Origin of the sequence: Teichococcus vastitatis, assembly GCF_003604215.1 — a bacterium.
Classification (GTDB): Bacteria; Pseudomonadota; Alphaproteobacteria; order Acetobacterales; family Acetobacteraceae; genus Pseudoroseomonas; species Pseudoroseomonas vastitatis.
This window is the reverse complement of the sequence record NZ_QXGS01000019.1, coordinates 1-26,075: the sequence shown is the minus strand read 5'-3', so window position 1 is coordinate 26,075 and position 26,075 is coordinate 1. Positions and strand designations below refer to the sequence as shown.

Genomic DNA, 26,075 nt, shown 5'->3' with positions numbered 1-26,075 from the left:
GCCGGCGCTAGCGCGGCGCCAGGCCTGCCTGGCCGACCACCTTGGTCCAGTGCTCCACATCGGCCGCGATGCGGGCGCGCATCGCGGCCGGCCCGCGCTCGGCGGGCGGCGGCACCTGCGCGGCCAGGCCGGCGAGGCGCTCGGCCACGGCCGGGTTGGCCAGCGCCGCCTCGATGGCCACGCGCAGTCGCTCCACCCGTGCCTCCGGCAGGCCGCGCGGCCCGGCGATGGCATTCCAGATCACCATGTCGAAGGCCGGAACCCCGGCCTCGGCAAAGGTCGGCACGTCGGGCAGCTGCGGGATGCGCGCGGTTCCCGTCACCGCCAGGGCCCTCGCGGTGCCGCCCAGATGCGCCGGGATCATGGTCACCGTCTGGTCGATCACCGCCTCGACCGTTCCCGCGGCCAGGTCGCTCATGGCCGGCCCCGCGCCCCGGTAAGGCACCAGCATGGCCTTGGCCCCCAGGATGGAAAGGAGGTAGGCGGGCGCCAGGTGACCGGTGGTGTTGGTGCCGGGCGTGCCGAAGGTCACCTCCTCGCCACGGGAGCGGATCCGGCCGACCAGCCCGCCCAGGTCCCGCACCGTTGATGTCGGGCTCACCGCCAGCACCATCGGCACATTGGCGACGAGGCTGATCGGCGCCAGGTCGCGGCGCGGATCGAAACTCGGGTCGGTGCCCAAGGCCGCGGCCGCCGCCATCGATCCCATGTTGCCGAAGCCGATGGTGTAGCCATCGGCTTCCGACCGCACCAGGCGCTGCGTGCCGACGACGCTGCCCGCGCCGCTGACGTTCTCCACGACGACGTTGCGCCCGAGATCCGTGGCCATGCCCTGCGCCATGAGCCGGGCCAGGGCATCCAGGGTTCCCCCGGGCGCGGACGGCACGATGAGGGTGACGGGGCGCGAGGGAAACTCCTCCGCCCGCGCCGGAGCGTGGGCCGTGAGGAAGAAGGCGATCCCGAGCAGAAGGGCCGGGCGCAATCCTGCGCGGCGCATCATGGTTCCTCCGGATGGTTTCGTTGCCGGGGCAGGTAACCACAGGCACTCAGGTGCCTCAAGAATTTTGTCCGACAATCTGCTGATATCTTGATGATGCGGGAAAACTGGGTCTAAGCTCGGCCTTCAACAAGGCACGGGAGCCACGCCATGACCGATCCGAAAATCCCGCAATCCGCTCAGCGGGACCGTGTCCGCAAAACGGTGCCGGCCCTCGTCGCCTACACGGAGGGCGTGGTTTATGGCGACCTGTGGGAGCGCACCGACCTTGGGAAGCGGGACCGCAGTCTGGTGACGGTGGCGGCGCTTGTCGCCACCTACCGCCCGGAGCAGCTTGCCGTGCATGTCGGGCGCGCCCTCGACAACGGGGTGACCAAGGAGGAATTGGCCGGACTGATCACGCATCTGGCGTTCTATGCCGGCTGGCCCGCCGCGATGTCCGGCGCGCAGGTGTTGACCGAGGTTCTCGAGAAGCGGGAGGCCTGACCGCCATGCGTGTCGGATTCATCGGCCTGGGCACCATGGGCGCCAGCATGGCCGCGAACCTGGCCAGGGCGCCGGGCGTCGAACTGGTGGTGCACGACGTGCGGCGCGAGGCGGCGGAAGCGCTGCTCTCCGGCGGGGCGGAATGGGCATCCTCGCCCGCGGAGATGGGCGCATCCTGCGAGGTGGTCTTCACCTCGCTGCCGGGTCCGGCGGAGGTGAGGGCGGTGGCTGCCCAGTTGATGGACACCATGCGCCGGGATGCCGTTCTGGTGGACATCTCCACCAATGCCGTCTCCACCGTCCGGGAGATCCACGCCGCCGGCGCGGCCCGGGGGATCCACGTTCTCGATGCGCCGATCAGCGGCGGGCCGCGTGGCGCCGCCAGCGGAAAGCTCGCCTTCTTCGTCGGCGGCGACGCGGAGGTGTTTGGGCGCTGCCGCCCGCTGCTCGATGCCATGGGCGACAGGGCCGTGCTGGTCGGCGACATCGGCGCCGGCAGCATCGCGAAGCTGGCACACAACCTGTCCGGCTACGCGCTGAACGTCATCATGGCCGAGGTCTTCGCCATGGGTGCCAAGGCGGGCCTCGAGCCGCTCGCGCTGTTCGCCGCGATCCGCCAGGGCGTGCATGGCCGGCGGCGCACCTATGACGGCGTGACCGAACAATTCCTGCCCAACACCTATGATCCCCCCGCCTTTCAGCTGCGCCTGGCCCACAAGGACGTGTCTCTTGCCTGCGCGCTCGGCCGCGAGGTCGGCGTGCCGATGCGGATGGCGGCGCTGACGCTGGAGGAGATGACCGAGGCCCTGAACCGCGGCTGGGGGCAGCGGGATTCCCGTTCCGCCATGCTGCTCGAACTCGAGCGGGCCGGGGTGGAGATCGCCGTCGGCCGCGGCGAGCTGCAGGCGGTGCTCGACGCGGACGGGGCGGACCGGTCATGACTTGGTCCCTCTACGCCATCCGCTACGCGAGGCGCGATGCGCAGCGGGCGCAACACTTCATCGGAGGCGACCCGCATGACGGGCCCATGCCCATGGATTACTTCTCCTGGGTTGCCGTCCGGGACGGACGCGCCATCGTCATCGACACCGGCTTCACCGCCGCGATGGCCCGGAAGCGTGGACGGGAGTTTCTGCGCTGCCCGGTCGATGCGCTGCGGCTTGTCGGCGTGGAGCCGGAGCGGGTCGAGGATGTTGTCCTGACGCATCTGCACTACGATCATGTGGGCAATTTCGACCGCTTCCCGAATGCGCGCTTCCATCTGCGCGAGGAGGAGATCCATTACGCCTGCGGCCGCTACATGCGTCACCGCCATCTGTCCCATTCCTTCGAGGTCGAGGATGTGGTGGGCATTGTCAGGATGAACTATGCCAACCGGGTGATCTTCCATGACGGCCTGCAGGAGCCCTGGCCGGGCCTCCGCCTGCACCCCTGCGGAGGGCATTCGGCGGGCCTGCAATTTGTTTCCGTGGATACGGCGAGGGGGCGGGTGGTGCTCGCGTCGGACGTCACCCATTTCTACGAGAACATGGAGTCCGGCCGGCCCTTCAGCACCGCGTTTCATGTCGGCGAGATGCTGGAAGGTTTCGACCGGCTGCGGGCCGCCGCCGAAAGCCCGGCGCACATTGTTCCGGGACATGATCCTCTGGTGATGGCGCGGTATCCGGCGCCCACGGCAGATCTCGAGGGCGTTGTGGCGCGCCTCGATGTGCCGCCGCGCGAAGGAACTTGATCCAGCCCTTAGCCGCAGCACGGCAGCGGCGGCACGGCGGCCGGCTGCTTCATGCCGGCGGCTGCGGAGGTTAGTCGCGCCAGCTTCGATCCGGCTGCGCAGGAACGCGGCCCCCAACATCCTCCACCATCCCGGACGCACCCGTCCTTCTGCCAAAGCCTTTCCAGGGTGATCCTCTCGATCCACCCATTGCCTCCGCGCGCGGCGCTGCGCCGTCCGCCACGGGCAGGATGCCGCAGCGAACCCGGTGACCGATGGCCGGAACCTGCGCCCCGGCGGCGCGCCCCGGCGGGCAGGACCGGCGATGGCCAGCGAACCCCGGTGCGACATCGTGTCTCCGGCGCACCTGCGGGCCCGCTTCCTTGTCTCCACGCAAGGCGACGCTGGTCCAGAACAGGCCTCAGGCACCGCGCCTCCGCAGCCAGGCTGCCACCCGGAAAACCTGCCCGCCGCGATTTTGAGGCACCGCCGCCGCACAATGCCCGCCTCGGCCGCCCTAATCTGCCCCTGCCGCTGGCCGACAGGCATGAGCATCCCGCTCGCCCCGATTCCTGCGGCTGATCGTGGTCGCCAAGGCCAGCCGGAGGAGGTGTGAGAGCAACATGGCCGATGTCGCACATCCTCTGCCCGACCGGGTGAGCAAGGCCCGGTTGTGGCTGACGGGGCCTTTCGCAAAGGTCGTGAGCCGCTTCGGCCTGGTGTTCCTACCGCCCGTGCTGACCGCCACGCTGCTGGTCACGCTTCTCGCGCTGGCGCTGCCGATCGCGTTGCTTCAGGTCTATGACAGGATCCTGCCCAACGGGGCGACGGGCACCCTGGCTGCGCTGGCGGCAGCCGTGGCTGTTGCCGTGTTGCTGGAAGCGGTGCTCCGCCAGGTGCGCGGCCGCATTCTGGCCCGGGTGGCCGCGACGGCGGAAGCGCGGGCGCACAGGCAGGCCATGCAATGCCTGCTCAGTGCGCCTCTTGCGGCCCTTGAGGCGCACGGCAATGGTTACTACGCGGAAAGGCTCTCGGCGATCGGCACCCTGCGGGAGGCCTGGTCCGGCCCCGCGCTGCAGGCGATGCTCGATCTTCCATTCGCCCTGCTCTACCTGCTGGGCGTCTGGTATCTCGCCGGTCCGCTGGTGCTGGTGCCCCTGGGCCTGCTCGGCGGAATCGCGCTGCTGGCCGCCCTGACCGGCGCGCGCGTGCGGCGCGCGGCGCAGAACCTGGCCCTCGCCGAGGAAAGACGCTTCAACTTCCTGTTCGACGCGCTGCACGGCATCAATGCCATGAAGCTGCTGGGTGCCGAGCCGCTGCTGGAACGGCGCTACGAGCGCCTGCAGGGCGGATCGGCGCAGATGCGACGGGTGCAGGGCCAGGTCACCACGGCGGGCCAGGAGGGTGGATTGCTGCTGGCGCAGGTGGCGACCATTGCTGTGGCCGCCTTCGGCTGCCGCATGGTGCTCGACGGCCAGCTCAGCGTGGGCGGCCTTGGTGCCTGCACCATGCTGGTCGGCCGCACCATGCAGCCGCTCCTGGGCGGCATCGCCGTCTGGTCCCGCCTCCAATCGGTGGCGGAAAGCCGCCGCCGCGTGGGCGAGATCGGCGCTCTTCCCGATGAGCGCCAGCCTGCGCGCCCGGTGCTGGAGGTTTCGGCCGGCCATGTGGTGCTGCGCGATGTGCGCGTTCGGCTGCACGGCCAAGCCGGCTGGCTGTTCGACGGATTGTCGCTGGAATGCCGGCCGGGCGAGGTGATCGGCATTACCGGTGCGAACGGGGCCGGCCGGTCAACCCTGCTGCGGATCGTCTCCGGGGAGGTGCAGCCAGATGAAGGTCGGGTCTGCATCGACGGGCAGGATCTTGCCCTCGTCGATCCGGTGCCGGCGTGCGGCGTCGTCGCACTGGTGCCGCCGGATCCCATGCTGGTGCGCGGAACCCTGTTGCAGAACCTGACCCTGCATCAGCCGCATCGGGAGGCCGCGGCCCTGCGCCTCGCGACCGAGCTGGGCCTGGATCAGGTGGCCAGCACCCTTCCCGGCGGCTGGCACACGCCGGTCGGCATGGCGGGCATGCCGCTGCCTCGCGGCGCGGCGCAGCGCATCGGCGTGGTGCGGGCGCTGGTGGAAGCGCCGCGCATTCTGCTGCTGGACGACATCTCCGCCCAGATCGACGCGGATGGCGATGCGCGGCTCGCTCAGCTGCTGGCGGGACTGCGGGGCAACGTCACGGTGCTCGTGGTCACCCATCGCCGATCCACCCTCGGCATCGCCGACCGCGTCCTGGCGATCCGGGACGGCCGCCTGGAGGCGCAGGGATGACGCCGCTCACCGCCTGGCGGGTCCTGACATGAGCATCATCGATGACCCGCGGTTCCGTGCGCCGATCAGCATGCCGCCCTCCCTGCTGGCGCCGTCGGATCTCTCGCGCTGCCTCTGCGCCCTGTTGTGGTTGCTGGAATGGCCGGGTGGCGCGGACGATCTCCTCGCCGCCCTGCCGCATGCGAAGCCAGAGATCGACGTGACCGATTTCCGCAACTCGCTGGCCATCCTCGGCTATCCCACGGTGGTGTCTCGGTTGCGCCGGGGCGGGCTGGATGTGCGCCAGCTTCCGGCTGTGCTGCTGGCGCCCGGCCAGCCGGCGGCCGTCCTGTACTGCAATGAGTTCGACCAGTTGCTGCGGCTGGACGGCGCCACCGGAGAGGCGGTGCCCTGTGCCGCCGCCGGCCTCTGCGGCACCCTGTTGCTGCTGCGCGGCGAAACGGCCGCGCCGGTGCGGCAGAACTGGTTCGCCAGCGTGGCGCGGCGCTTCCGGGGCCAGCTGCCGGGCCTGCTGGGCGCCAGCGCTGTGATGGCGCTGGCGGCGCTCGGCGTGCCTGCCTTCACCATGGTGGTGTTCGACACCGTGATCGCCGGCCACAGCCCGGACACGCTGATGATGCTGGCGACCGGCGCGGCCGGCGCCGTGCTGACGGAGGCGGCGTTCCGCGCCATGCGCCAGCGGGCCCTGCTCTCGCTGGGCGAACGGCTGGACTGGCTGGTGTCGGGCGCCGTGTTCAGCCACCTGATGTCCCTGCCTACGGCGCTGGTGGAGCGGGCAGGCACCGCCGCGCAGGTGTCTCGGCTGCGGGATTTCGCCGCCATCCGGGAATTTCTGACCGGCAGCTTCGCGGTGGCGGTGCTGGATCTTCCTTTCACGCTGCTGGTGATGGCACTGATGCTGGCGCTTGGCGGCTGGATCGCGGTTGTGCCGCTCGGCACCGCGGTGGGGCTCGCGGGATTGTTTCTGCTCACCCGTGCGCCAATGCGCCACGCGATCGCCGAGGCCGCGCGGGCCACCCAGGGGCGCGAAGTGCTGGCCGTGGAAGCGCTGGAAGCCGTGCGCACCATCAAGCTGGCGGGGGCGCAGAGCCGCTGGATCGAACGCTACGCCGCCGCCGCCGCCGCCGCCGCCTCCGCCTCCGCACGCGTCAGCACGCTGTCCGGTGCGGTGTTGGCGACTAGCCAGGCGCTGGTCACGCTGTCCGGCCTGGCCGCCGTCGTGGTGGGGATGCTGGCGGTGTTTGCCGGCAGCATGAGCGCCGGCGCCCTGATCGCGGGCATGATGCTGATCTGGCGCGTGCTGGGCCCGCTGCAGACCGGCTTCATGATGCTGTCCCGGTGGGAGCAGACCCAGGCTTCCATCCAGCAGGTGGATTCCCTGATGGCACTGGAAACCGAGCGTCCCAGGCCGCTGGAAGCCCGCATGGCGCCGCCGGAGAAGGGCGGCATCGTGTTCCACCGCGTCACGCTGCGCTACCTGCAGCAGGCGGAACCGGTGGTTGCCGGCGCAACCTTTGTTATTCATCCGGGTGAAGTGGTGGCGGTGGTCGGCGCGGAAGGTTCGGGCAAGTCCAGCCTGCTGAAGCTGGTGGCCGGACTCTACCGCCCGCAGGGTGGCGTGGTGCGCATCGATGGCCATGATGTGCGGGCCTTCGATCCCGCCGTGCTCCGGCGCAACATCGGCTGGGTTCCGCAGGCCCCGGAGCTGCTCTACGGAACGGTCGCCCAGAACCTGCGGCTGGCCCAAGCCACCGCATCCGATGAGGATCTGCGCGCCGCGACGGCGGAGGCGGGTGTGCTGGAGGCCATCGAGGCGCTGCCGGACGGCTTTCATACGCGGGTAGGAGACAATCAGAGCGGCCGCCTGCCACGCAGCATCCTGCTGCGCATTGCCCTCGCCAGCGCCCTGCTGCGGAACGCGCCCATCCTGTTGCTGGACGAGCCGGTGGCGGGCCTGGACGATGCCTGCGCCGACGCCTTCACCCGCGTGATCGCCGCCCGGCGCGGGCGCTGCACCATCATCATGGCGACCCACCGGCCCAGCCATGTGCGCCTGGCGGATCGCGTGCTGCGCCTGAGGGATGGCGTGGTGGAGGAACTCGCATCCGCCGCCGCCCCGGCGCCGGCCCGTTTGCCCGTGTTCAGCCAGAGATCCCGATGACCCTTTCCGTTGCGCCGGCGCAGCCGGCTCCCTCGGTCCTGCCGCCGCTTCCCCGTGCCAGCCGCCAGCCGCGGCCGGAAAGCCATGTGCTGGCGCTGGAGGAGGTGAAGGTGCATGGGCTGGAGCGCATGGTGGTGCTCGGCACGGCCGTGGCGTTCCTGGCCTTGCTGGTCTGGGCCTTCCTGACCCGGGTGCCGGAAATTGCCGTCGGCCTGGGTGAGATGGCGCCCGCCGCCGCGCCCGCGCCTGTGCAGCACCTGGAAGGCGGCATTGTCAGCGCCGTGCTGGTCGAGGAGGGCGATCTGGTCACGCCGGGACAGCCCATCCTGCGCATGAGCGGCGCCACGGCGGACACGGAACTGCGGCAGGCACGGCTGCGGCTGGAATCCCTCCAGCTGCAGGCCCAACGCCTCGCCGCCGCCGCAGAGGGTAGTGCCGTGGCCATGCCGCTCCCCAGCACCGGCGTCTTCGTGGCGCCGCAGCGCGCCGCGCTGGAAGCCCGCCTGCGCGCGCTCGCGGACAAGCGGGCGGTGTTGCGGGAACAGGCGGCGCAGCGGCGCAACGACCTCACCACCCTGGAAGGGCAGGTGCGGGCGCTGGACCGGCAGGTGGCGCTGCACAGCCGGGAACTCGTGACGCGCGAGGAGCTGGCGCGCCGCGGCCTGACCACCCGGATCGCGGTGCTGGAAGCGCGGCGCATGCTGATGGCCGCGGCGGCTGAGCGGGACCGGCTGGCCGGGCAGCACGTCTCCACCCAGCGCGCCCTGGCGGAAGTGGATGCGCGCATCGTCGAGCTGCAATCCACCGCCGCGGACGAGGCCCGCCAGGAAGCCGCCCGGGTGGCGCTTGAAACGGCGGAAACCGCTGAGGCAGTGCGCCGCCTGGAGGACCGGGCGGAGCGCACGGTGCTGCGCGCGCCCATCGGCGGCATCCTGCGCGGCTTGGCGGTGCATCGGGCGGGCACGGTGGTGCCGCCCGGCGGAGTGGTGGCGGAGATCATGCCGCAGGACGCACCGCTGGTCGCGGATGTGCGGCTCTCGCCGCGCGACATCGGCTTCATTGCCGCGGGCCAGCCGGTGAACCTCAAGGTGCAGGCCTTCGATTATGCCCGTTTCGGCACCGTGTCCGGCCAGGTGGAGCGGATCTCCGCCGGCACCTTCCTGGATGAGCAGAAGCAGCCGCACTACCGCGCGCGCATCGCGCTGAGCCAGCAGCATGTGGGGCAGGACCCGCGCCTGGCGCGCCTCACGGCCGGCATGACCGTGCAGGCGGATATCACGACGGGTGCCAAGACGGTGCTCCAGTACCTGCTGAAGCCGATCTACTCGGCGATGGCAGCGTCCTTCCACGAGCGCTGAGACCCCCATGACAGATCCGGCCCCTTCCGCCTCGCTGCCTCTCGAATCCTCGGCGGTGGACGAGGAAGCGTTGCGCGCCTTGCGCGCGGTGCAGCGCATGCTCGTGCCCGGCGACGGCGCGGGCAGCAGCACCCTGGCGGGCGGCACCGTGGCGGCGGATGGCCTGGCGGGGGCCCAGGGCCGCGCGGGCGGTGCCCCGAACAGCGGTGCCGATCTGGCCGCTGCGCCCGATGCCGCAATCGCCGCGGCCCTCCCGCTGGTGGAACCGGAGATGGCCGCACAGCCCGTTTCCACTCCGGAACTGGCGGAGCCGGGTGGCAGCGCGGTTCCGGCCAGGGCGCGAACATCCCCTCCTCCCCTCATCCTGCCCGTTGCCGCGGACACCGTGACGGGCTCGGCCGACGCACCGGCCGACAATGGCGGGGAAACGACTCTCCCCGATCGTCATCCGGCCACGCTGCCGGACATGCCTCCGCCGGTAAGCCGGGTGAGCGGGAATGGCCGCCGCGAAGGCCGGGGCGATCAGCAGAACGGCGATGCCGCGGCGGCAGCGGCTCCGCCCGGACCTGCTGCCGCGCCCGCGCCAGCCATTCCGGCGATGCCAGAGCCGGAGGGTGCGCCTCCCCTGAAGACACCGGTTCCGGAGGACGCCTCCGGCGAGCCTGTGGATATCGCCGAGCCGGAACCTGCGGTGCCACCACCGGCACCAGAGCCACCGGCACCAGAGCCACCCGCATCGGGGCCGCCCCCGGAAGTGGCTGCCGGGTCGGTATCCGGGCGCGAGGACATGGCCATCGCGCTGGACCTGTCCGTCTCGCTGGCCGCGGAACAACAGGGCGAGGCGGTCACGATCAGCATCCTCGGCCTGCCCGAGGGCGCCACATTGTCCGCCGGCTCCGCCCAGGCGGATGGCTCGTGGCAGCTGGCCCTGGGGGAGCTGGCCGGGCTCAGCATCACGCCGCCGCAGGATTTCTCGGGCAGCCTGGAACTTACGCTTCGCGCCACCGCCCAGGACAGCAGTGGCGGCATCGTCGCCAGCGACGCGCGTTTCTCCGTGCAGGTGGCGCCCGTGGTGGACGGCGCGGTTCTGGCCGGCCTCGCGGCGGGCAGCGAGGACCAGTGGATCACCTTGCAGGCTGCATTCGGCACACCGTTGGACCCCTCGGAATTCTGGGACGGTCAGGTGCTGGTGCATGGCGTGCCCGCGGATGCCATGCTGTCCCAGGGGCGGGCGCTGGGCAACGGCAGCTGGGCGGTGGATCAGGCCGAGTTGGCCGCCGGGCGTGTGGCCATCCGCCCCCCCGTCAACAGCGACGCCACAATCCATCTGCGGCTGGAAGCCGCGGTGCGGGACGGCCCCGATGCGCTCGCGGTGGTGGCGGAACCGCTGCAGGTGCGAGTGGCGGCGGTGGCCGATGCTCCCTCGGCATCGGCCACCGACGCCGCCGGGCTGGAGGACCAGCCCGTTATCCTCGACCTTTCCGCCGCCCTGCGGGACACGGACGGATCGGAATCCTTGTCCGTGCAGCTGCTCGGGGTGCCGGCCGGCGCCACGCTCTCGGCCGGTGCACGCCAGGTGGACGGCTCCTGGCTGCTGTCCTCCGCCCAACTCTCCGGCCTGAGCCTGGCCGCTCCCGCCGATCAGGCCGGCATGCTGCAGCTGACCCTGCGCGCCGCCGCGCGGGAGGCCAATGGCGACATCGCCGTCACGGAGGTGCCGTTTTCCGTGCAGCTGCGCGCGGTGGCCGACCCGGTGGCGCTGGTCGCCGACGGCGAGGGTGCCGAGGACAGCTGGATCCCGTTGCGCGGCACCTTGGCACTGACCGACATCGATGGTTCCGAGCGCTTCGCTCCCGTGCTGACCGTGCGGGGCCTGCCGTCAGGAGCGCTGCTCTCGCACGGATCGGAAACCGCCCCGGGCGTGTGGGAGGTGCCGCTGGAAGCGTTCCGCTCCGGCACGCTCTCCGTGCGGCCGCCGCCTGACAGCGGCGCCACTCTCCGCCTGACCTTCGCCGTCACCAGCATGGACGGCACCGAGGACAGCCGCGTCACCGAGGCGGATGTGGTTGTCCCGGTGCGCGCCGTGGCGGACACGCCGCTGCTCACCGTTCAGGCCTTGCACGGCCGGGAAGACACGCCGCTGCCGCTGACGGGGATCGGTGGCGCGTTGCGGGACGATGATGGGTCCGAAACGCTCGGCTTCGTGCTGAGCGGCCTTCCCGCCGGTGCCAGCCTCAGCGCCGGCAGCCATCAGGCGGATGGCAGCTGGGTGCTGAGCCCGGCCGAACTGGCGGGGGCGTCGCTGCTTCCGCCGCGGGATTTCGCCGGCAGCTTCACGCTGACACTGCGTGGCACGGCCACGGAGCCGGCGAATGGCGACAGCAGTACGCAGGCGGCCAGCTTCAGCGTCAGCTTCGAAGCGGCGGTGGATGCGGCCATCAACAGCGGACCGACCGCAGGCCGGGAGGATGGCTGGATCGGCCTCTCCCCGGCCTTTCTCGACATGGATGCCGACGGTTCCGAAACCTGGGCGGCGGTCACCACCATCTCGGGCCTGCCCGCCGGCGCGCTGCTGAACATGGGCAGCGAAACCTCGCCGGGCGTGTGGCAGGTGCCCACCACCGCGCTGCAGGCAGGGCAGATCAGCATCCGCCCGCCGGCCAACAGCGACGATGATTTCACTGTCACCTTCGGCACCCTTGTCACGGACGAGGCGGGCATGCTTTCCGTGAGCCGCCTGGTGACCGGCACCCAGGGGATCGAGGTGGCCGCCGTGGCGGATGCCCCCGCGGTGACGGTGCGGAACTTCGAAGGCCGGGAGGACACGCTGTTGCCGCTGAGCGGGCTGGGTGGCGCCCTGCGGGACACCGATGGCTCGGAAAGCCTGAGCTTCGTGCTCAGCGGCGTGCCGGCAGGCGCCAGTTTCAGCGCCGGCACGCGCCAGGCGGACGGCACCTGGCTGTTCACGCCCGCGCAGCTCGGCAGCGCGTCGATGGCGCCGCCGGCACAGTTCTCCGGCAGCTTCACCATGACGCTGAGCGCCATCGCCACCGAGGGGCGGGACGGCAAGCCCGCCGCGTCCAGCGCTGCCAGCTTCACCGTCAGCCTCAATCCGGTGGTGGATGGCGGCACCATCACCGGTACCTCGACCGGTGCGGAAGACACCGCCATCGTGCTGCGCCCCGATTGCTTCAACCCGGATGGGGACGGCTCGGAAACCTTTGGCGCCATCGTGGAGGTTTCCGGCGTTCCGGTCGGGGCCGTGCTGAGCAGCGGCACGATGATCGCGCCGGGCATCTGGCGCGTGGCGACCGATGACCTGCGCAACGGCCGGATCACCATCACCCCGCCGGCCAACAGCGATGCCGACATCGCGCTCACCATCTCCGGCGTGGTGACCGACCGCGGCAACGGCGCCGAAGACAGCAAGACCGTGATTGGCAGCCACATGGTTGTCGTCACCGCCGTGGCGGATGCCCCCGCGGTGACGGTGCGGAACCTCCAGGGCCGGGAGGACACGCTGTTGCCGCTGAGCGGGCTGGGTGGCGCCCTGCGGGACACCGATGGCTCGGAAAGCCTGAGCTTCGTGCTCAGCGGCGTGCCGGCAGGCGCCAGCTTCAGCGCCGGCACGCGCCAGGCGGACGGCACCTGGCTGTTCACGCCCGCGCAGCTCGGTAGCGCGTCGATGGCGCCGCCGGCACAGTTCTCCGGCAGCTTCACCATGACGCTGAGCGCCATCGCCACCGAAGGACGGGACGGCAAGCCCGCCGCGTCCAGCGCCGCCAGCTTCACCGTCAGCCTCAATCCGGTGGCGGACCCTGGCAGCATCACCGGCCGTGCCAGCGGAACGGAAGACACCGTCATCGTGCTGCGCCCGAGCTTCTCCACGCCGGATGCGGACGGTTCCGAGCAATGGTCGGCGGTGACGCAGATCGCCGGCGTGCCGGCCGGCGCCATGCTCACCGCGGGCACGCAGATCGCTCCGGGCTGCTGGGAAGTCTCGACCAGCGATCTCAGGGCTGGGCGGATCAGCATCATCCCGCCGCACAACAGCGACAAGGACTTCGCCCTCACCCTGACCGCAACGCTGACGGACACCGGCAACGGCGTCACCGTCAGCCGGGTGGTCACCGGCTCCAACAGCGTGGCGGTGAACGCACGGGCCGATGCTCCCGCGGTCACGGCGGCCAGGGCGGCCGGGCTGGAGGACGCCGTCATTCCGCTCAACCTTTCTGCCGCCCTGACCGATCTGGACGGCTCGGAAACGCTGACCCTCAAGGTGCTGGGAGTTCCGCCTGGCGCGAGCCTCTCGCATGGCAAGCGCCAGACGGATGGAAGCTGGACCGTGAACCCCGCGGACCTGCCCGGCCTCGCTTTCACGCCGACGCCGGATTTCGCGGGCAGCCTGACCTTGAAGCTGCAGGCCACCGCACATGACAACAACAACAGCACCTCGACGGTGACCCGCAGCTTCACCGTCGAAGTCGCGGCGGTGGCCGACGCGCCGCTGGTGAAGGCGGTGGCCGCGATCGGCAATGAAGACACCGCGATCCCGCTCAACATCACCGCCTTGCCGACCGATACCGACGGGTCCGAGCGCATCTCCGCGCTGCGGCTGTCCGATGTGCCGGCCGGCGCCATGGTGCGCGCGGGCGGCCTCGTGCTGGCGCGGCAGGCCGATGGCAGCATCCTCGTGCAGCCCGGACAGATCGCCGGCCTCACCATCACGCCGCCGGCGCAGTCCGATGACGACATCATCCTGCGCGTCTCCGCCATCAGCGTGGAAGTCAATGGCAGCAAGGCCGAGAGCACGCCGGTGGACCTGCCGGTGACGGTGCGGGGCGTGGCCGATGCGCCGCTGCCCGCCAACCTCACGGCAGCCGGGGCGGAGGACGGAAGCATTCCGCTGCGGATCGGCGCCATCATGCCGGACGCGGATGGCTCGGAGCGGCTGAGCTTCCTGGTCTCCGGCCTGCCGCCCGGCGCCACCCTTTCCACCGGCACCTATCATGGGCCGGGAGCCTGGTCCCTCACCGCGGCGGAAGCCGCGGTGGCCGTGCTCCGCCCGCCTCCGGATTTCGCCGGCAGCATCCTGCTCACCGTCACGGCCGTGACCCAGGAACAGCGCGGCGGCAGCCAGGCACGCGGCACCGCCACCCTGGCGGTGCAGGTCGGGGCCGTGGTGGACATGCCGGCCGTGGGCGGGCTGGACGGCAGCTCGGGCAACTGGGGCACCATGGGCGGCTCCGAGGATCGGCCGGTGCTCCTCCGTCTCGATCCCGGCCTGACCGACCGCGACGGGTCCGAGCGCCTGACGGGCGAGATCCTGATCCGCGGCGTGCCGCCGGGGGCGGTGCTGCGCCTGGCCGACACCAGCGTGGTGACCGCCGCGGAAGATGGCACGTACCATGTCAGCGTCGCCCGGATGCACGGCGTGACCCTGCAACTCCCGGCAAATGACGACGCGGCCGTGACGCTGCGCCTCAGCATGACCGTCGAGGACACCGGCGGCGTGCGGCGGCAGATCGGTGGCGTGGTCACGGTGGATCCCGCCGGCATTGCGGACATGCCGGTTCTCACGCTCACCGACTCCATCGGCGTCGGGCGCAGCGGTACCGAGGCGTCGCCGGCCGGCATCCCGCTGCACATCGCCGCGTCCCTCGCCGACGGGGACGGATCGGAAACGCTGCACGTCTGGGTGCGGGACGTGCCGGCGGGCGCCGTGCTGTCCTCCGGCGTGCCGGCCGGTGAGGGGGTCTGGCGCGTGCCCGTGGCAGCCTTGGCGGGCCTTTCCATCCTGCCGCCCGCGGGCTTCGCCGGCAGCTTCGCCCTGCGCGTCACGGCCAAGGCCAGCGAACATGACGGAGACGCCGCCCTGCGGACGGAAAGCCTCGTCGTGACGGTGGCCGAAGCGGCCGGAGGCGGCGGTGCGGCAGATCCGGGCTCGGGTCCCGCCACCGCCCAGATCCCGCTGCTGGGCGTGGTGGATGCCGCCACCCGCGAGGACGCCGGCGTGCCGCTGGTCATCACCCTGACCAGCGCCAATGATGACGGCGGCTTCGAAGCGCTAGGCATCCGCATCGCGGGGGTACCGCCGGGCGCCACCCTTTCCGCCGGGCAGCAGGATCCGCTGACCGGCGATTGGGTGCTCAGCCCCGATGAGCTGGCCGGCCTGCGCCTGATGCCGCCCGCCGATCTCAGCGGCGTCATCAGCCTCACCGTGCACGGCATCGCCGCCGAGGCAACGGGCGGCATGGCGGAAGCGGCCCCGGCCACTCTGCGCATCGAGGTGGCCGCCGTCGCGGACGAGGCCATCATTGCCGCCGCGCCGGGTGCGGCCGCGGAGGACGCGGCCGTGCCGCTGCGGCTGAGCATCGCCCTGGGCGACACGGATGGCAGCGAATCCCTCCTGGGCGTGGTGCTCACCCTGTCGCCCGGGGCGAGCCTCGCGGGGACGGGCATCACGGCGCTGGGTGGCAACCGCTGGGCGGCGGACCCGGCGCGGCTAGCGGATCTGGCCATGGTGCCGCCCGCCGACTCCGATGCGGCGCTGCAGGTGACGGTGGAAGCCACGGTGCGGGAAGCCGCCAATGGCGACACCCGCACCACCACGCGCACGCTGGTGCTGCCGGTGGCCGCGGTGGCGGATGCGCCCATGGTCAGCGTGGCGGACGCCGCCACGCCGGAAGACCAGCCCGTGCGGCTCGACCTCGCCGCCGCCCTGGCGGATACCGATGGGTCCGAAGTGCTGTCCGTGGTGCTGCAAGGGCTGCCGACGGGCGCCCGCCTGTCCGCCGGTCTCAACAATGGCGATGGCAGCTGGACGTTGACCGCCGCTCAGCTCCCGGGCCTGACCCTGATGCCGCCGGCCGACTGGGACGGCACCATGGCGCTGACGCTGCTGGCCTATGCCCGGGAAACCGGCAATGGCGCGGTGGCCACCAGCCGGGCCAGCTTCCAGGTCAGCGTGACCGGCGTGGCCGACACGCCGCTGCTGGTGGTGAAGGACCTCGCGGGCACCGAGGATGTTCGCCTGCCGCTCGACCTCCGGGCCATGCTGGTGGATCTCGACGGCTCGGAGCATCTGTCCGTCACGCTCGGCGGCCTGCCGGAGGGCTTCAGCCTGAATCGCGGCGAAGCGCTGGGGAACGGTCAGTGGCGCGTGTCGGGTGAGGACCTGCCGGGCCTCGAGATCATGCCCGCCGCCCACTGGAACGGCAGCGTGATCCTTTCCGCCCAGGCCACGGCACAGGAAGCCGGATCGGGCGGCGTGGCCGGCGTCTCCGCTTCCTTCAGGCTGACCATGACGGCCGTGAGCGATGCGCCGGTGCTGGAGCTTGCCACGGCGATTCATGGCGCGGCGGGCAGTGATTCCACTCCCGCGCTGGGTGGCGCCCAGGCGTCGGACGTCGACAGCACGGTGCTCGCGGGGGCCACCATCATCCTTGCTGGCGCGTTGGAGGGAGACCAGCTGGATCTCGCGGGCTTCGCCCTCGCCAGCCAGAACGGCCGCCTGATGATCGGCGATACGGGCATCGAGGTGGTGGGGGGTGCCTATGACGCCGGCACCGGCATCCTTCGGCTCAGCGGTCCTGCCACTCCCGGCGTCTATGCCGCCGTTCTGCAGGCCCTGGTGCTGGAGAACAGCACCGGCGCCTTGTCCGCAGGCACGCGCACCATCAGTGTCACGCTCACGGATGGTGGCGGCGCTGCATCGGCGCAGCAGAGCGTGGCGCTGGCGGTGGGCGCCGCCAATCCGGACGAGGTGGAAGGTCACAGTTTTGTCGGCACGGCAGCCTCCGAAACCATGACCGGCGGCACCGGCGCGGATCTGTTCCTGATCTCCGCGGGCGGCGGGCACGACATCATCGATGGCGGCACCGGCGCCTGGACGGACCAGATCGAGCTGGTCGCCGCCGGTGCGCCGGGTGCCGGCACCTGGACCCTGGAGATCGAGACGCCGGCCGCGGTGACCCTGAGCCAGGACCAGGCCATGGCCTTCGACCAGCCCGTGTCCGGCCACATCCATTTCGCGGACGGCACGGAGGTCGATTTCTCGCGGATCGACCGGATCGCGTGGTCGTGAGACGGCGCGGCGTTGCCGGATGGGGGCGCATCAGGCGGGATCGATCTGGGTGGCGATCCGTCGGCCTCCGCCTGTTCCAGGCGGGCCGCCGGCATCACACCTACACCTTCGCCGCCGCATGGCTGCCGCCCGGCATGCTCCGCTACCAGGGGCAGTCACGGACCGGGGGGAGCCCCGGCGGGCCAGTGTGCTTGGCTGGCCGCGGCCGCATCCGCCTGCCCTGCTCGGCTTCGATGTTGGTGAGGGCGGGCGTGATGGCGGAAGAAGGGCGGCATCCGGTACCGCCGTTCAGGCAGGTACCGAGGCCAGGTTCAGTTCAGGAATTCCGGTGACACCAGGCTCGGCAGGAACAACACCACTGCTGGCCAGACAATGATGAGCAGCAACACCGCCAGCATCGGCATCAGCATGATGAAAGTGTCCTTGAGGGCATCCGCCATGCGCATCCCTGCGACGGAACAAGCGATCATCAGGCAAAGACCATAGGGTGGCGTGACCAGGCCGAAGGCCAGGGACACGATGCCGATCATGGCGAACTGAACGGGATCGATCCCGGCCGAGACGGTGAGCGGCTGCAGGATGCTGCCGACGATGATGATGGCGGGGATGGCGTCCAGGAAGCAGCCGGTGATCAGGAACACCGCGGCGATGAACAGGCCGACGCCGACCGGTCCCAGGCCCCAGGCCTCAACCCCCGCCAGCAACACCTTCGGGATCTCGTAATAGGCGAGAAGCCAGCCAAAGGCGCTGGCCGTGCCGACGCAGAACAGGGCCACCGCGGCCAGACGCCCGGAATCGAGCAGCGCCTCCCACAGTCCCTTCATGTCCATCTCGCGGTAAACCAGGAGAGAGAGCGCGCCGGCATACAGCACCGCGATGCAGGCTGATTCCGTGGCGGTGAACCAGCCGAACAGCTTGCCGCCGATGATGATGAACGGCGTGGTCAAGGCAGGAACGGAAACGAACAACGCCTTGCCCAGCTCCCGCAGCGTGGCGCGCGGATAGGTGGGGTAGCCGCGCAGCTTGGCATAGGCATGCACCGTGGCCATCTGCACTCCGGCGATCAGGAGGCCTGGCACCACGCCAGCCAGGAACAGCGCGCCGATCGATACGCTGAGCACGCCGCCCCACACGATCATCAGGATGGATGGCGGGATGATCACGGCGAGCACCGCCGACACGGCGGTGATGGCAACGGAGAAGCTGTCGTCGTAGCCCTCCTTGCGTTGCGCCTCGATGAACACCTTGCTCTGGCTGGCGGCATCGGCGGTGGAACTGCCGGAGATGCCGGCGAAGAAAAAGGAAAGAACAACGTTGATCTGCGCCAGCCCGCCCGGGAAGTGTCCCACCATGGCGCGCGCCAGCCGCATCAGCCGGTCGGTGATGCCGCCGATATTCATCAGATTGGCGGTGAGCAGGAAGAACGGCACGGCCAGCAGGATGAAGCTGTTGTAGGCGTTAAAGGTTTCCTGCACCAGGATGGAAGGCGACAGGTGCGGCTCGATCAGCATGATCGGCAGGCAGGCGAGCCCGAGGCAGAAGGCCACGGGCACGCGCAGCGCCATTAATCCGAAGAAAACACCGAACATCATGGCTGCCGCCGTGCCGGCGGACAGAACAGCACCGCTCATGCGGTGCGCTCCCGCAGCAGGACCACCGCATCGGCCATGCGCTGCCCCATGAACAGCAGCCATGACAGGCCGGCGAGTGGCCAGGCGATATGGATCAGCCAAAGTGGCAGCTCCGCCATCTCGCTGATGCGGTAGAAGGCGAACTCGGTGAACTCCCATCCCCAGAACAGGAACACCACGGCCATCACCAGCACAAAGGCGCCGGAGACCAGTTCCATCACCGCGGTCGAGCGCGGCGACAGCACGGGAAAGACGTCCACGATGAAGTGGGTACCTTCGCGCACCGCCAGGATGGCGCCCAGCATCACCATCCATACCAAAGCGAAGCGCGCCATTTCCTCGGTCCAGATGTAGTGCGGGATTACGGCGGTGTAGCGCGAGAAAACCTGCAGGCTGACGGGAAACACCAGCACCAGCACGCTGAAGCCCAGCAGGCCCCGCAGCAGCGCCGCATAGGCGTCGGCGAGGCGCCGCAGCGGCCCCGCTCGTTGAGGTTCGATCATGGTCTCGTCCGGCTCAGGGGTGGGGGTCGCTGCAACCGTCCCTTCAGCTCGTGGCCTCGCCGATGCGACGCATGATGGCCTCCGCATCGATCTCCCGCGCATAGGTGTCGAGCACCGGTGCGACCTTCTGCTGCAATGCGTCCCGGTCGGTGAAAGCAACCCGCTTCAGCCGGCCGGCGCTCTCCAGCGCCGCGATCTTCTGCCCGTCCTCGGTGGATTCGATCTGACGGCCATAGGCCGAGGCCTCCGTTCCGGCGCGGCGGATGGCCGCCTGCAGGTCGGCCGGGAGGCGGGAGAAGGTGGCGGAGGAGAAGCAGAGCGGCCGGATCGTGATGGCGTGCTGCGTCATTGAAAGGTGCGGCGCCACCTCATAGAAGCGCATCTGCTCGACGCCCGCGGCCTCGTTTTCCCCCGCTTCGATCACGTTGTTCTGGATGGCGTTGTAGACCTCGTTATAGGCGATCACGGTGGGCGACATGCCGGCGGCGGCGAAGGTGCGGCTCCAGATCGGCGCGCCCTGAACACGAACCTTCATGCCGCGCAAGGCTTCCAGGTTGCCGGCGGGGCGGCTGGCGAAGATGTTGCGCACGCCACCCCCGGCATAGCCGATCAGCATGACCCGGGCCCGCTTCTCCACCTCGTCGGCGATCGGCTTCAGCATGTCCTGATCCAGCACCCGGTTCCAATGCGCCAAGTCGCGGAACAGGAACGGAGCGTCGATGAAGGGGGCGGCACGCGAGAAGGTGGACATATGCGCCGGCGAGACGATGCCGTAATCCACCGCCCGGCCCTGCGCCATGTACTCGAAGTACTGCTTCTCCAGCCCCAGGCTGCTGTTCTTGTGGAGTGTGAAGTTAATCGGCTTGCCGTAGTATTGCTTCACCAGTTCCTCGAAGCGGACCAAGCAGCGCGTGAAGGCATGCTCGTCGTTGAATTGCGACGCGCCGTTGAGCGTGATGGCCTGCGCCTGCGCTCGTCCCGTGATGGCGAAGCCGGTAAGGCCCAGACCGGCGCCCAGCAACATCCTGCGATTCATGATCGTCTCCCCGGTTATCCGATAGCCATACGTCCGATGGCTTAGCCGTGGAGACTAGACCGGTGTTGAAGGGAAACGAAACCACAGAAACGCGCGGTAACCCCGCAGCATCGAGGATCCCGCTCCATGGCGATCCGGGGCTTGTCGCCTGCGCGACGCGCGGATGGCCTCCGCTCTCCCTTGAGGCTCCGGAGGAACATGCCGGAAAACCCGCATTCGCTCCCTGATTGCCCGGGGCGGCGATCGGCCGTGCAGGCGCGGAAAGGTCCGGCGCCGCGGCCTCATTCAGGCCGGGCCGGGCCTCCCGCCTGATCGGGCGTCCGTCGAGGTCATGGCAGGTTCTCGCGCAGGATGATCTCGCTGATGGAGCGCCCGACGCCGCCCATGGCCTCCCTGCCGGCCCGCAGGTTGTCGAAGATCGTGGCGCAATCCATCAGGATGGTGCGCGGGTTCTGCGTGATCACCGCATCCATCGTGCCATCGATCAGCAGGGCGCGCGTGTCGGGCGTCAGCCCATGCCCGATGAACACGGTTTCCGCTTCGCGCCGGGCTTCCCGCAGGGCGCGGGCGATGCCGGCCGCACCGCCGCCGATGTTGTAGATCCCGGCGAGGTCGGGGTGACGGGCCAGGAGGGTCCTCGCCTGGCGGTGATTCTTCGCCTCGTCGTCATGCCCCTCCCGCAGCCCGACCACCTCGATCATCGGGAACAACTCGGCGAAGAGGTGCAGGAAGCCCATCTCCCGCTCCTCATGCGCGCGGTAGCTGAGGCTGCCGGCGATCATCGCCACCTTGGCTGGCCGTCGCCCGATGAAGCGCGCCATCAGGTAGCCTGCCGTGCGGCCGGTGGAGCGGTTGTCCAGGCCGACATAGGCGGCGCGCCGGGTGTTCGCGATGTCCGAGATCAGCGTCACGGTCGGCGTGCCTGCCTCGGCCAGCGCGTTCACCGCCTCGCGCACGGCGGGATGCTCCAGCGCCATGAAGGCGATCCCGTCCGCCTCCCGCGCGGCATCGCGCAGCGCGCGGGCCAGCAGCTCGGGATTGAAGCTGCGGATGAACTCGCTCCGCGCCGTCATGCCGAAGGCCTCGAACCGCGCCCGCGTTTCCCCCACCAGCTGGCCCAGCATAGAGAGGAAGCGGTTGGATCCTTCCGGCAGCAGAAAGACCAGCCGCATCGGGCGGCGCGCCTGCGCGGCGTAGGGGCTGGTGTCCAGGATGTAGCCCAGGGCGGCGGCGGCACGCACCACGCGCTCCACCGTCACCGGGCGGACGCCCGGGCGGCCATGCAGCACCCGGTCCACGGTGGCGGTGGAAACGCCGGCTTCTCGGGCGACGTCGGGCACGCGAATGCGCGAAGGGGGCAACAAATCCATCAGAATCCATCATGAAACATGTTTGACGCTACCGGAACCTCTGACATAGCGTGCCGGTACCTCGAAAAACATCATTTCGCATCAAGAATCTGAGGGAGGACGCCATCATGACGACCATCACGCGCCGAACCGCCCTGCACGCCGCCGCAGGGCTTCCCGCGGCAGCCCTGATCGGTGCGCCCGGCCTGGCCCGCGCCGCCGAGTTCGAGTGGAAGTACGGCCACAACCTGCCCGTCACCCACCTCCTGCACCTGCGCGCGCAGGAAGCGGTGGACCGCATCGCGCGTGAGACGAACGGGCGGGTGGAGATCAAGATCTTCCCCAACAACCAGCTCGGCGGCGACACGGACATGCTGTCCCAGGTGCGCAGCGGCGGCATCACCTTCTTCACGCCCTCCGCGCTGGTGATCGCGACGCTGGTGCCGGTGGCGGCCATCAACGCGCTGGGCTTCGTGTTCACCGATTACAACCATGTCTGGAAGGCCATGGATGGCGGTGTCGGCGCCGCGGTGCGCCAGGCGATCTCCCGCGTGAACCTCCATGCCTTCGAGAAGATGTGGGACAACGGCTTCCGTCAGATGACCACCAGCGGCCGCGCCATCACGGACGCGTCCGCGATGGACGGGCTGAAGATCCGCGTGCCCGTCAGCCCGCTCTCGATCTCCATGTTCCGCGGCCTCGGCGCGGCGCCGGCCAGCCTGCAGTTCAGCGAGGTGTATTCCGCGTTGCAGACCAGGATCGTGGACGCGCAGGAAAACCCGCTGCCGATCATCCAGGTCGCCAAGCTCTACGAGGTGCAGAAGAGCTGCGCACTGAGCAACCATATCTGGGACGGCTACTGGTTCATCGCCAATGGCCGCGCCTGGCGCGGGCTGCCGGCCGACCTGCAGCGGATCGTCTCCAACGCCATCAACGAGGCCGGGCTGCAGCAGCGCGGCGACATCGCCGGGCTGAACGCCACGGTGCAGGCGGATCTGCAATCCAAGGGCCTCGCCTTCAACCCGACGGAGCCCGACAGCTTCCGTGCCAAGCTGCGCGCCCCCGCTTCTACAATGAATGGAAGGGCCGCTTCGGGGACGAGGCCTGGAGCCTGCTCAAGGCCTCCGTCGGCAAGCTGGCCTGAGGGGAGGGGGATCATGGCCGGTCACGCATCGACGCTCGATCCCGTCGCTCTGCCGCATGGCACGGCGGCGCGCCTGGCCATCGGCGCCGACCGCCTGCTGGGCGGCGCGCTGGAGCCTGTGGCGGCGGCGCTGGTGCTGGCCGAGATCCTGATCCTCGGCGCGGGCGTCACCGCCCGCTACGTCTTCTACGCGCCGATCATCTGGACGGATGAGCTGGCCTCGATCCTGTTCCTGTGGCTCTCCATGCTTGGCGCCGTGGTCGCGCTGCGGCGCGGCGAGCACATGCGGATGACCGGCCTCGTCACCCGCGTCGAGCCGCGCCCGCGCGCGCTGCTGGAGGCGCTGGCGCTGACCGCCTCGCTCGCCTTCGTCCTGCTGGTCCTGCACCACGCCCTGGAATACGCGCAGGAGGAAGCCTTCATCGTCACCCCCGCGCTGGAGATCAGCAATGCTTGGCGCGCCTCGGCGCTGCCGGTCGGCCTCGCGCTGATGGTGCCGGTGGGGCTGGTGCGGCTGCTGCGGCTTGGTCAGCCCGTCGCGGTGGCGCTGGCTGCGGTGCTGACGGCGGCGCTGGTACTGGCCTTCTGGTGGGCCGGGCCGGTGCTGAGGCCGCTGGGGCAGGTGAACCTGCTGGTCTTCTTCGTCGGCGTGGTGGCGGTGAACGTCTTCGCCGGTGTGCCGATCGCCTTCTCCTTCGCCCTGGCCACCTTCGGTTATCTCGCCTGCACCACCTCCACGCCGCTGCTGGTGGTGGTGGGGCGGCTGGATGAGGGCATGTCGCACCTCATCCTCCTCGCCGTGCCGCTCTTCGTGTTTCTCGGCGCGCTGATCGAGATGACAGGGATGGCGCGCGCCATGATCGGCTTCCTGGCCAGCCTGCTCGGCCATGTGCGCGGCGGGCTGTCCTACGTGCTGATCGGCGCCATGTACCTCGTCTCCGGCATCTCCGGCTCCAAGATCGCCGACATGGCGGCCATCGCCCCCGTGTTGTTCCCCGAGATGAAGGCGCGCGGCGCCAAGCCCGGCGACCTCGTGGCGCTGCTGTCGGCGACCGGCGCGCAGACCGAGACGATCCCGCCCTCCATCGTGCTCATCACCATCGGCTCCGTCACCGGCGTTTCCATTGCCGCCCTGTTCACCGGCGGCATGGTGCCCGCCCTGGTGCTCGGCCTGTGCCTCTGCTTTGTCGTCTGGCGGCGCTACCGGCACGAGGATCTGAGCCATATCACGCGCCCGTCCTGGGCGCAGGTCGCGCGCCTCGCCGTGGTGGCGCTGCCGGCGATCGCGCTGCCCTTCATCATCCGCGCCGCCGTGGTGGAAGGCGTCGCCACGGCCACCGAGGTCTCAACCATCGGCATCGGCTACGCCGTGCTGATGGGCCTGCTCGTCTACCGCCAGTTCGACTGGCGCCGGATCGGCCCGATGCTGGCCGACACGGCCTCCCTCACGGGCGCCATCATCTTCATCGTCGGCTGCGCCACCGCCATGGCCTGGGGTCTGACGCAATCCGGCTTCTCGCAGGATCTGGCGCGGCTGATGGCGGCGATCCCGGGCGGCGCCTACGGCTTCCTGGCCGTGTCCATCGTCGCCTTCATCGTCCTCTTCGGTCCGCTGTTGTTTCCGCTGGCCCGGGACGCCGGCGTGCACGAGGTGCACTACGCCATGGTGGTGATCTTCGCGATGGGCATCGGCCTTTTCGCCCCGCCCTTCGGCGTCGGCTATTACGGCGCCTGCGCGACCAGCAAGGTGAATCCGGACGAAGGCCTCCGCTACATCTGGGGCTATGTCGCGGCCCTGCTGGTCGGCCTCGTGCTCGTCGCCGCCATACCCTGGTTCTCCATCGGCTTCCTCTGAGCCGCTCCCCGACCTTCTCCCAAGCAGGATACGAACGATGAGCCGCTTTCTCGGCCAGATCCGCCAGCTCGGCTACGTGGTGCCCAACATCGAGGCCGCCATGGATTATTGGAGCAGCAGCCTCGGCGTCGGGCCGTTCTTCTACAACCCGCGCGTGCCCATCCGGAACTACCGCTACAAGGGCGAGAGCTTTGAGCCGCACAACTCCGTGGCGCTCGCCAATCCGGGCCCCGTACAGGTCGAGCTGATCCAGTGCCGCAACGACGGGCCCTCCATGTACAAGGACTTCACCGATGCCGGGCACAGCGGGCTGCAGCACGTCGCCTACTGGACCGACAGCTACGATGCCGACCTGGAGCGCCTGACCGCGCGAGGCTTCAAGCCCGTGATGAGCGGCGAAGTCGGCGAGCGCGGTCGCTTCGTATATTTCGACACCCACTACCACCCCGGCACGGTGATCGAGCTGTCGGAGGTGGCGGGGCCCAAGGGCGAGATGTTCCGCCTGATCCGCGAAGCCTCCGAGAACTGAGACGGCAGCAATCCCGTCCGTCCGTTTCCCGACCTGTCGAAGCTCTGAGCCCATGCGCGACGATCGCTTCCGCGCCACCTACCTGATCGAGACGCCGCTCGACCCCGCGAAGGTCGCGGAGGTCATGGCGGGCGAGCAGTCCTGCGGCACCTTCACCCGGGTGGAAGGCGAGACCGACGCGCTGCGCGAGCGCGCCCGCGCCGTGGTGGTCTCGGTAGAGCAACGGGACGAGGCGGGCGTGCCCTCGCTGCCGAACGCTTGGCTGACCCGCCGCGAGGTGCCGGGGCCCTGGCACCTCGCCCGGATCACGCTGGATTTTCCCGTGGCGAATGTGGGCGCCAACCTGCCGACGCTGGCCTCGGTCGTCGCCGGCAACCTGTTCGACCTTGGCGAGGTCACAGGGCTGCGGCTGGAGGCCATCGAACTGCCGGCGGCCTATCGCCGCCGCTTCGCCATGCCGGCGCAGGGACTGGCCGGTACGCGGCGCTTGGCCGGAGTGAAGGACGGCGTGCTGGTCGGCTCCATCATCAAGCCGAATGTGGGGCTGAGCGCGGAAGACACCGCCGCCTTGGTCATGCGCCTCTGCGAGGCCGGGCTCGACTTCATCAAGGACGATGAGATCAGCGCGAACCCGGACCACGCGCCGCTGGCGCAGCGCATCCCCGCCGTCATGGCCGCGGTACACCGCCACCGGGACCGCACGGGCAAGAACGTGATGGTGGCCTTCAACATCACGGACGAGACGGACGCCATGCGCCGCCACGCCGACCTCGTGGCGAGGGAAGGCGGCAGCTGCGTCATGGCCAGCCTCAACTGGTGCGGCTTCTCCGACATCGAGAGCCTGCGCCGAAGCACGGATCTCGCGCTGCACGGGCACCGCAACGGCTACGGTGCCTTGTCCCGCCACC

The 26,075-nt window shown here is 70.1% G+C and carries 15 protein-coding genes; 10 read left to right on the top strand and 5 right to left on the bottom strand.

Annotation, left to right across the window (positions count from 1 at the left end; translation table 11 throughout):
- Positions 1-7: 7 nt before the first annotated feature.
- A complete protein-coding gene (locus D2K64_RS16825) occupies positions 8-1,000 on the bottom strand; it encodes a Bug family tripartite tricarboxylate transporter substrate binding protein (RefSeq protein WP_202910718.1) in 993 nt (330 codons plus the stop codon).
- 147 nt (positions 1,001-1,147) lie between these two features.
- Here D2K64_RS16825 and D2K64_RS16820 point away from each other — a divergent pair, with 147 nt between their 5' ends.
- From D2K64_RS16820 to D2K64_RS16790, 7 genes are all read left to right on the top strand, one after another.
- Entirely contained in the window at positions 1,148-1,483 is a 336-nt protein-coding gene (locus D2K64_RS16820) for a carboxymuconolactone decarboxylase family protein (RefSeq protein WP_120009548.1), read from the top strand.
- Positions 1,484-1,488: 5 nt separating this feature from the next.
- Complete coding sequence (locus tag D2K64_RS16815) at positions 1,489-2,424, top strand: NAD(P)-dependent oxidoreductase (RefSeq protein ID WP_120009547.1); 936 nt, start codon at positions 1,489-1,491, stop codon at positions 2,422-2,424.
- On the top strand, positions 2,421-3,215 hold the full coding sequence (locus D2K64_RS16810) for an N-acyl homoserine lactonase family protein (RefSeq protein WP_120009546.1): 795 nt from the start codon (positions 2,421-2,423) through the stop codon (positions 3,213-3,215). The genes D2K64_RS16815 and D2K64_RS16810 overlap by 4 nt, the downstream gene beginning before the upstream one ends.
- Positions 3,216-3,817: 602 nt before the next feature.
- Positions 3,818-5,515, top strand: coding sequence for an ATP-binding cassette domain-containing protein (locus D2K64_RS16805; protein ID WP_120009545.1), 1,698 nt, complete (start codon positions 3,818-3,820; stop codon positions 5,513-5,515).
- A 28-nt stretch (positions 5,516-5,543) separates the two neighbouring features.
- Positions 5,544-7,676 (top strand): peptidase domain-containing ABC transporter, encoded by a 2,133-nt coding sequence (locus D2K64_RS16800; RefSeq protein ID WP_162306213.1) that lies wholly within the window; start codon positions 5,544-5,546, stop codon positions 7,674-7,676.
- Positions 7,673-9,034: an HlyD family type I secretion periplasmic adaptor subunit gene (locus D2K64_RS16795; RefSeq protein WP_120009543.1), complete on the top strand. Its 1,362-nt coding sequence runs from the start codon at positions 7,673-7,675 to the stop codon at positions 9,032-9,034. Before D2K64_RS16800 ends, D2K64_RS16795 begins: the two co-directional genes overlap by 4 nt.
- Positions 9,035-9,041: 7 nt before the next feature.
- A complete protein-coding gene (locus D2K64_RS16790; protein ID WP_120009542.1) occupies positions 9,042-17,120 on the top strand; it encodes a hypothetical protein in 8,079 nt (2,692 codons plus the stop codon).
- A gap of 311 nt (positions 17,121-17,431) precedes the next feature.
- Here D2K64_RS16790 and D2K64_RS16785 read toward each other — a convergent pair whose 3' ends face one another.
- The 4 genes from D2K64_RS16785 to D2K64_RS16770 all read right to left on the bottom strand — a co-directional run bounded on the left by D2K64_RS16785 (position 17,432) and on the right by D2K64_RS16770 (position 21,660).
- Entirely contained in the window at positions 17,432-18,751 is a 1,320-nt protein-coding gene (locus tag D2K64_RS16785; RefSeq protein ID WP_120009541.1) for a TRAP transporter large permease, read from the bottom strand.
- The gene (locus D2K64_RS16780; RefSeq protein ID WP_120009540.1) at positions 18,748-19,254 is read right to left on the bottom strand and encodes a TRAP transporter small permease; all 507 of its coding nucleotides are present in this window, start codon (positions 19,252-19,254) and stop codon (positions 18,748-18,750) included. The genes D2K64_RS16785 and D2K64_RS16780 overlap by 4 nt, the downstream gene beginning before the upstream one ends.
- A gap of 43 nt (positions 19,255-19,297) precedes the next feature.
- Entirely contained in the window at positions 19,298-20,290 is a 993-nt protein-coding gene (locus D2K64_RS16775) for a TRAP transporter substrate-binding protein (protein ID WP_120009539.1), read from the bottom strand.
- A gap of 329 nt (positions 20,291-20,619) precedes the next feature.
- Positions 20,620-21,660 (bottom strand): LacI family DNA-binding transcriptional regulator, encoded by a 1,041-nt coding sequence (locus D2K64_RS16770; RefSeq protein WP_120009538.1) that lies wholly within the window; start codon positions 21,658-21,660, stop codon positions 20,620-20,622.
- A gap of 107 nt (positions 21,661-21,767) precedes the next feature.
- Between D2K64_RS16770 and D2K64_RS25565 the strand changes: the two genes are divergently transcribed.
- The 3 genes from D2K64_RS25565 to D2K64_RS16750 all read left to right on the top strand — a co-directional run.
- Complete coding sequence (locus tag D2K64_RS25565) at positions 21,768-24,638, top strand: DctP family TRAP transporter solute-binding subunit (protein WP_238384247.1); 2,871 nt, start codon at positions 21,768-21,770, stop codon at positions 24,636-24,638.
- Positions 24,639-24,675: 37 nt separating this feature from the next.
- Positions 24,676-25,167 (top strand): VOC family protein, encoded by a 492-nt coding sequence (locus tag D2K64_RS16755; RefSeq protein WP_120009536.1) that lies wholly within the window; start codon positions 24,676-24,678, stop codon positions 25,165-25,167.
- Between the two features lie 52 nt (positions 25,168-25,219).
- The coding region (locus D2K64_RS16750; protein WP_120009535.1) for a RuBisCO large subunit C-terminal-like domain-containing protein at positions 25,220-26,075 on the top strand (856 nt) is incomplete at its 3' end.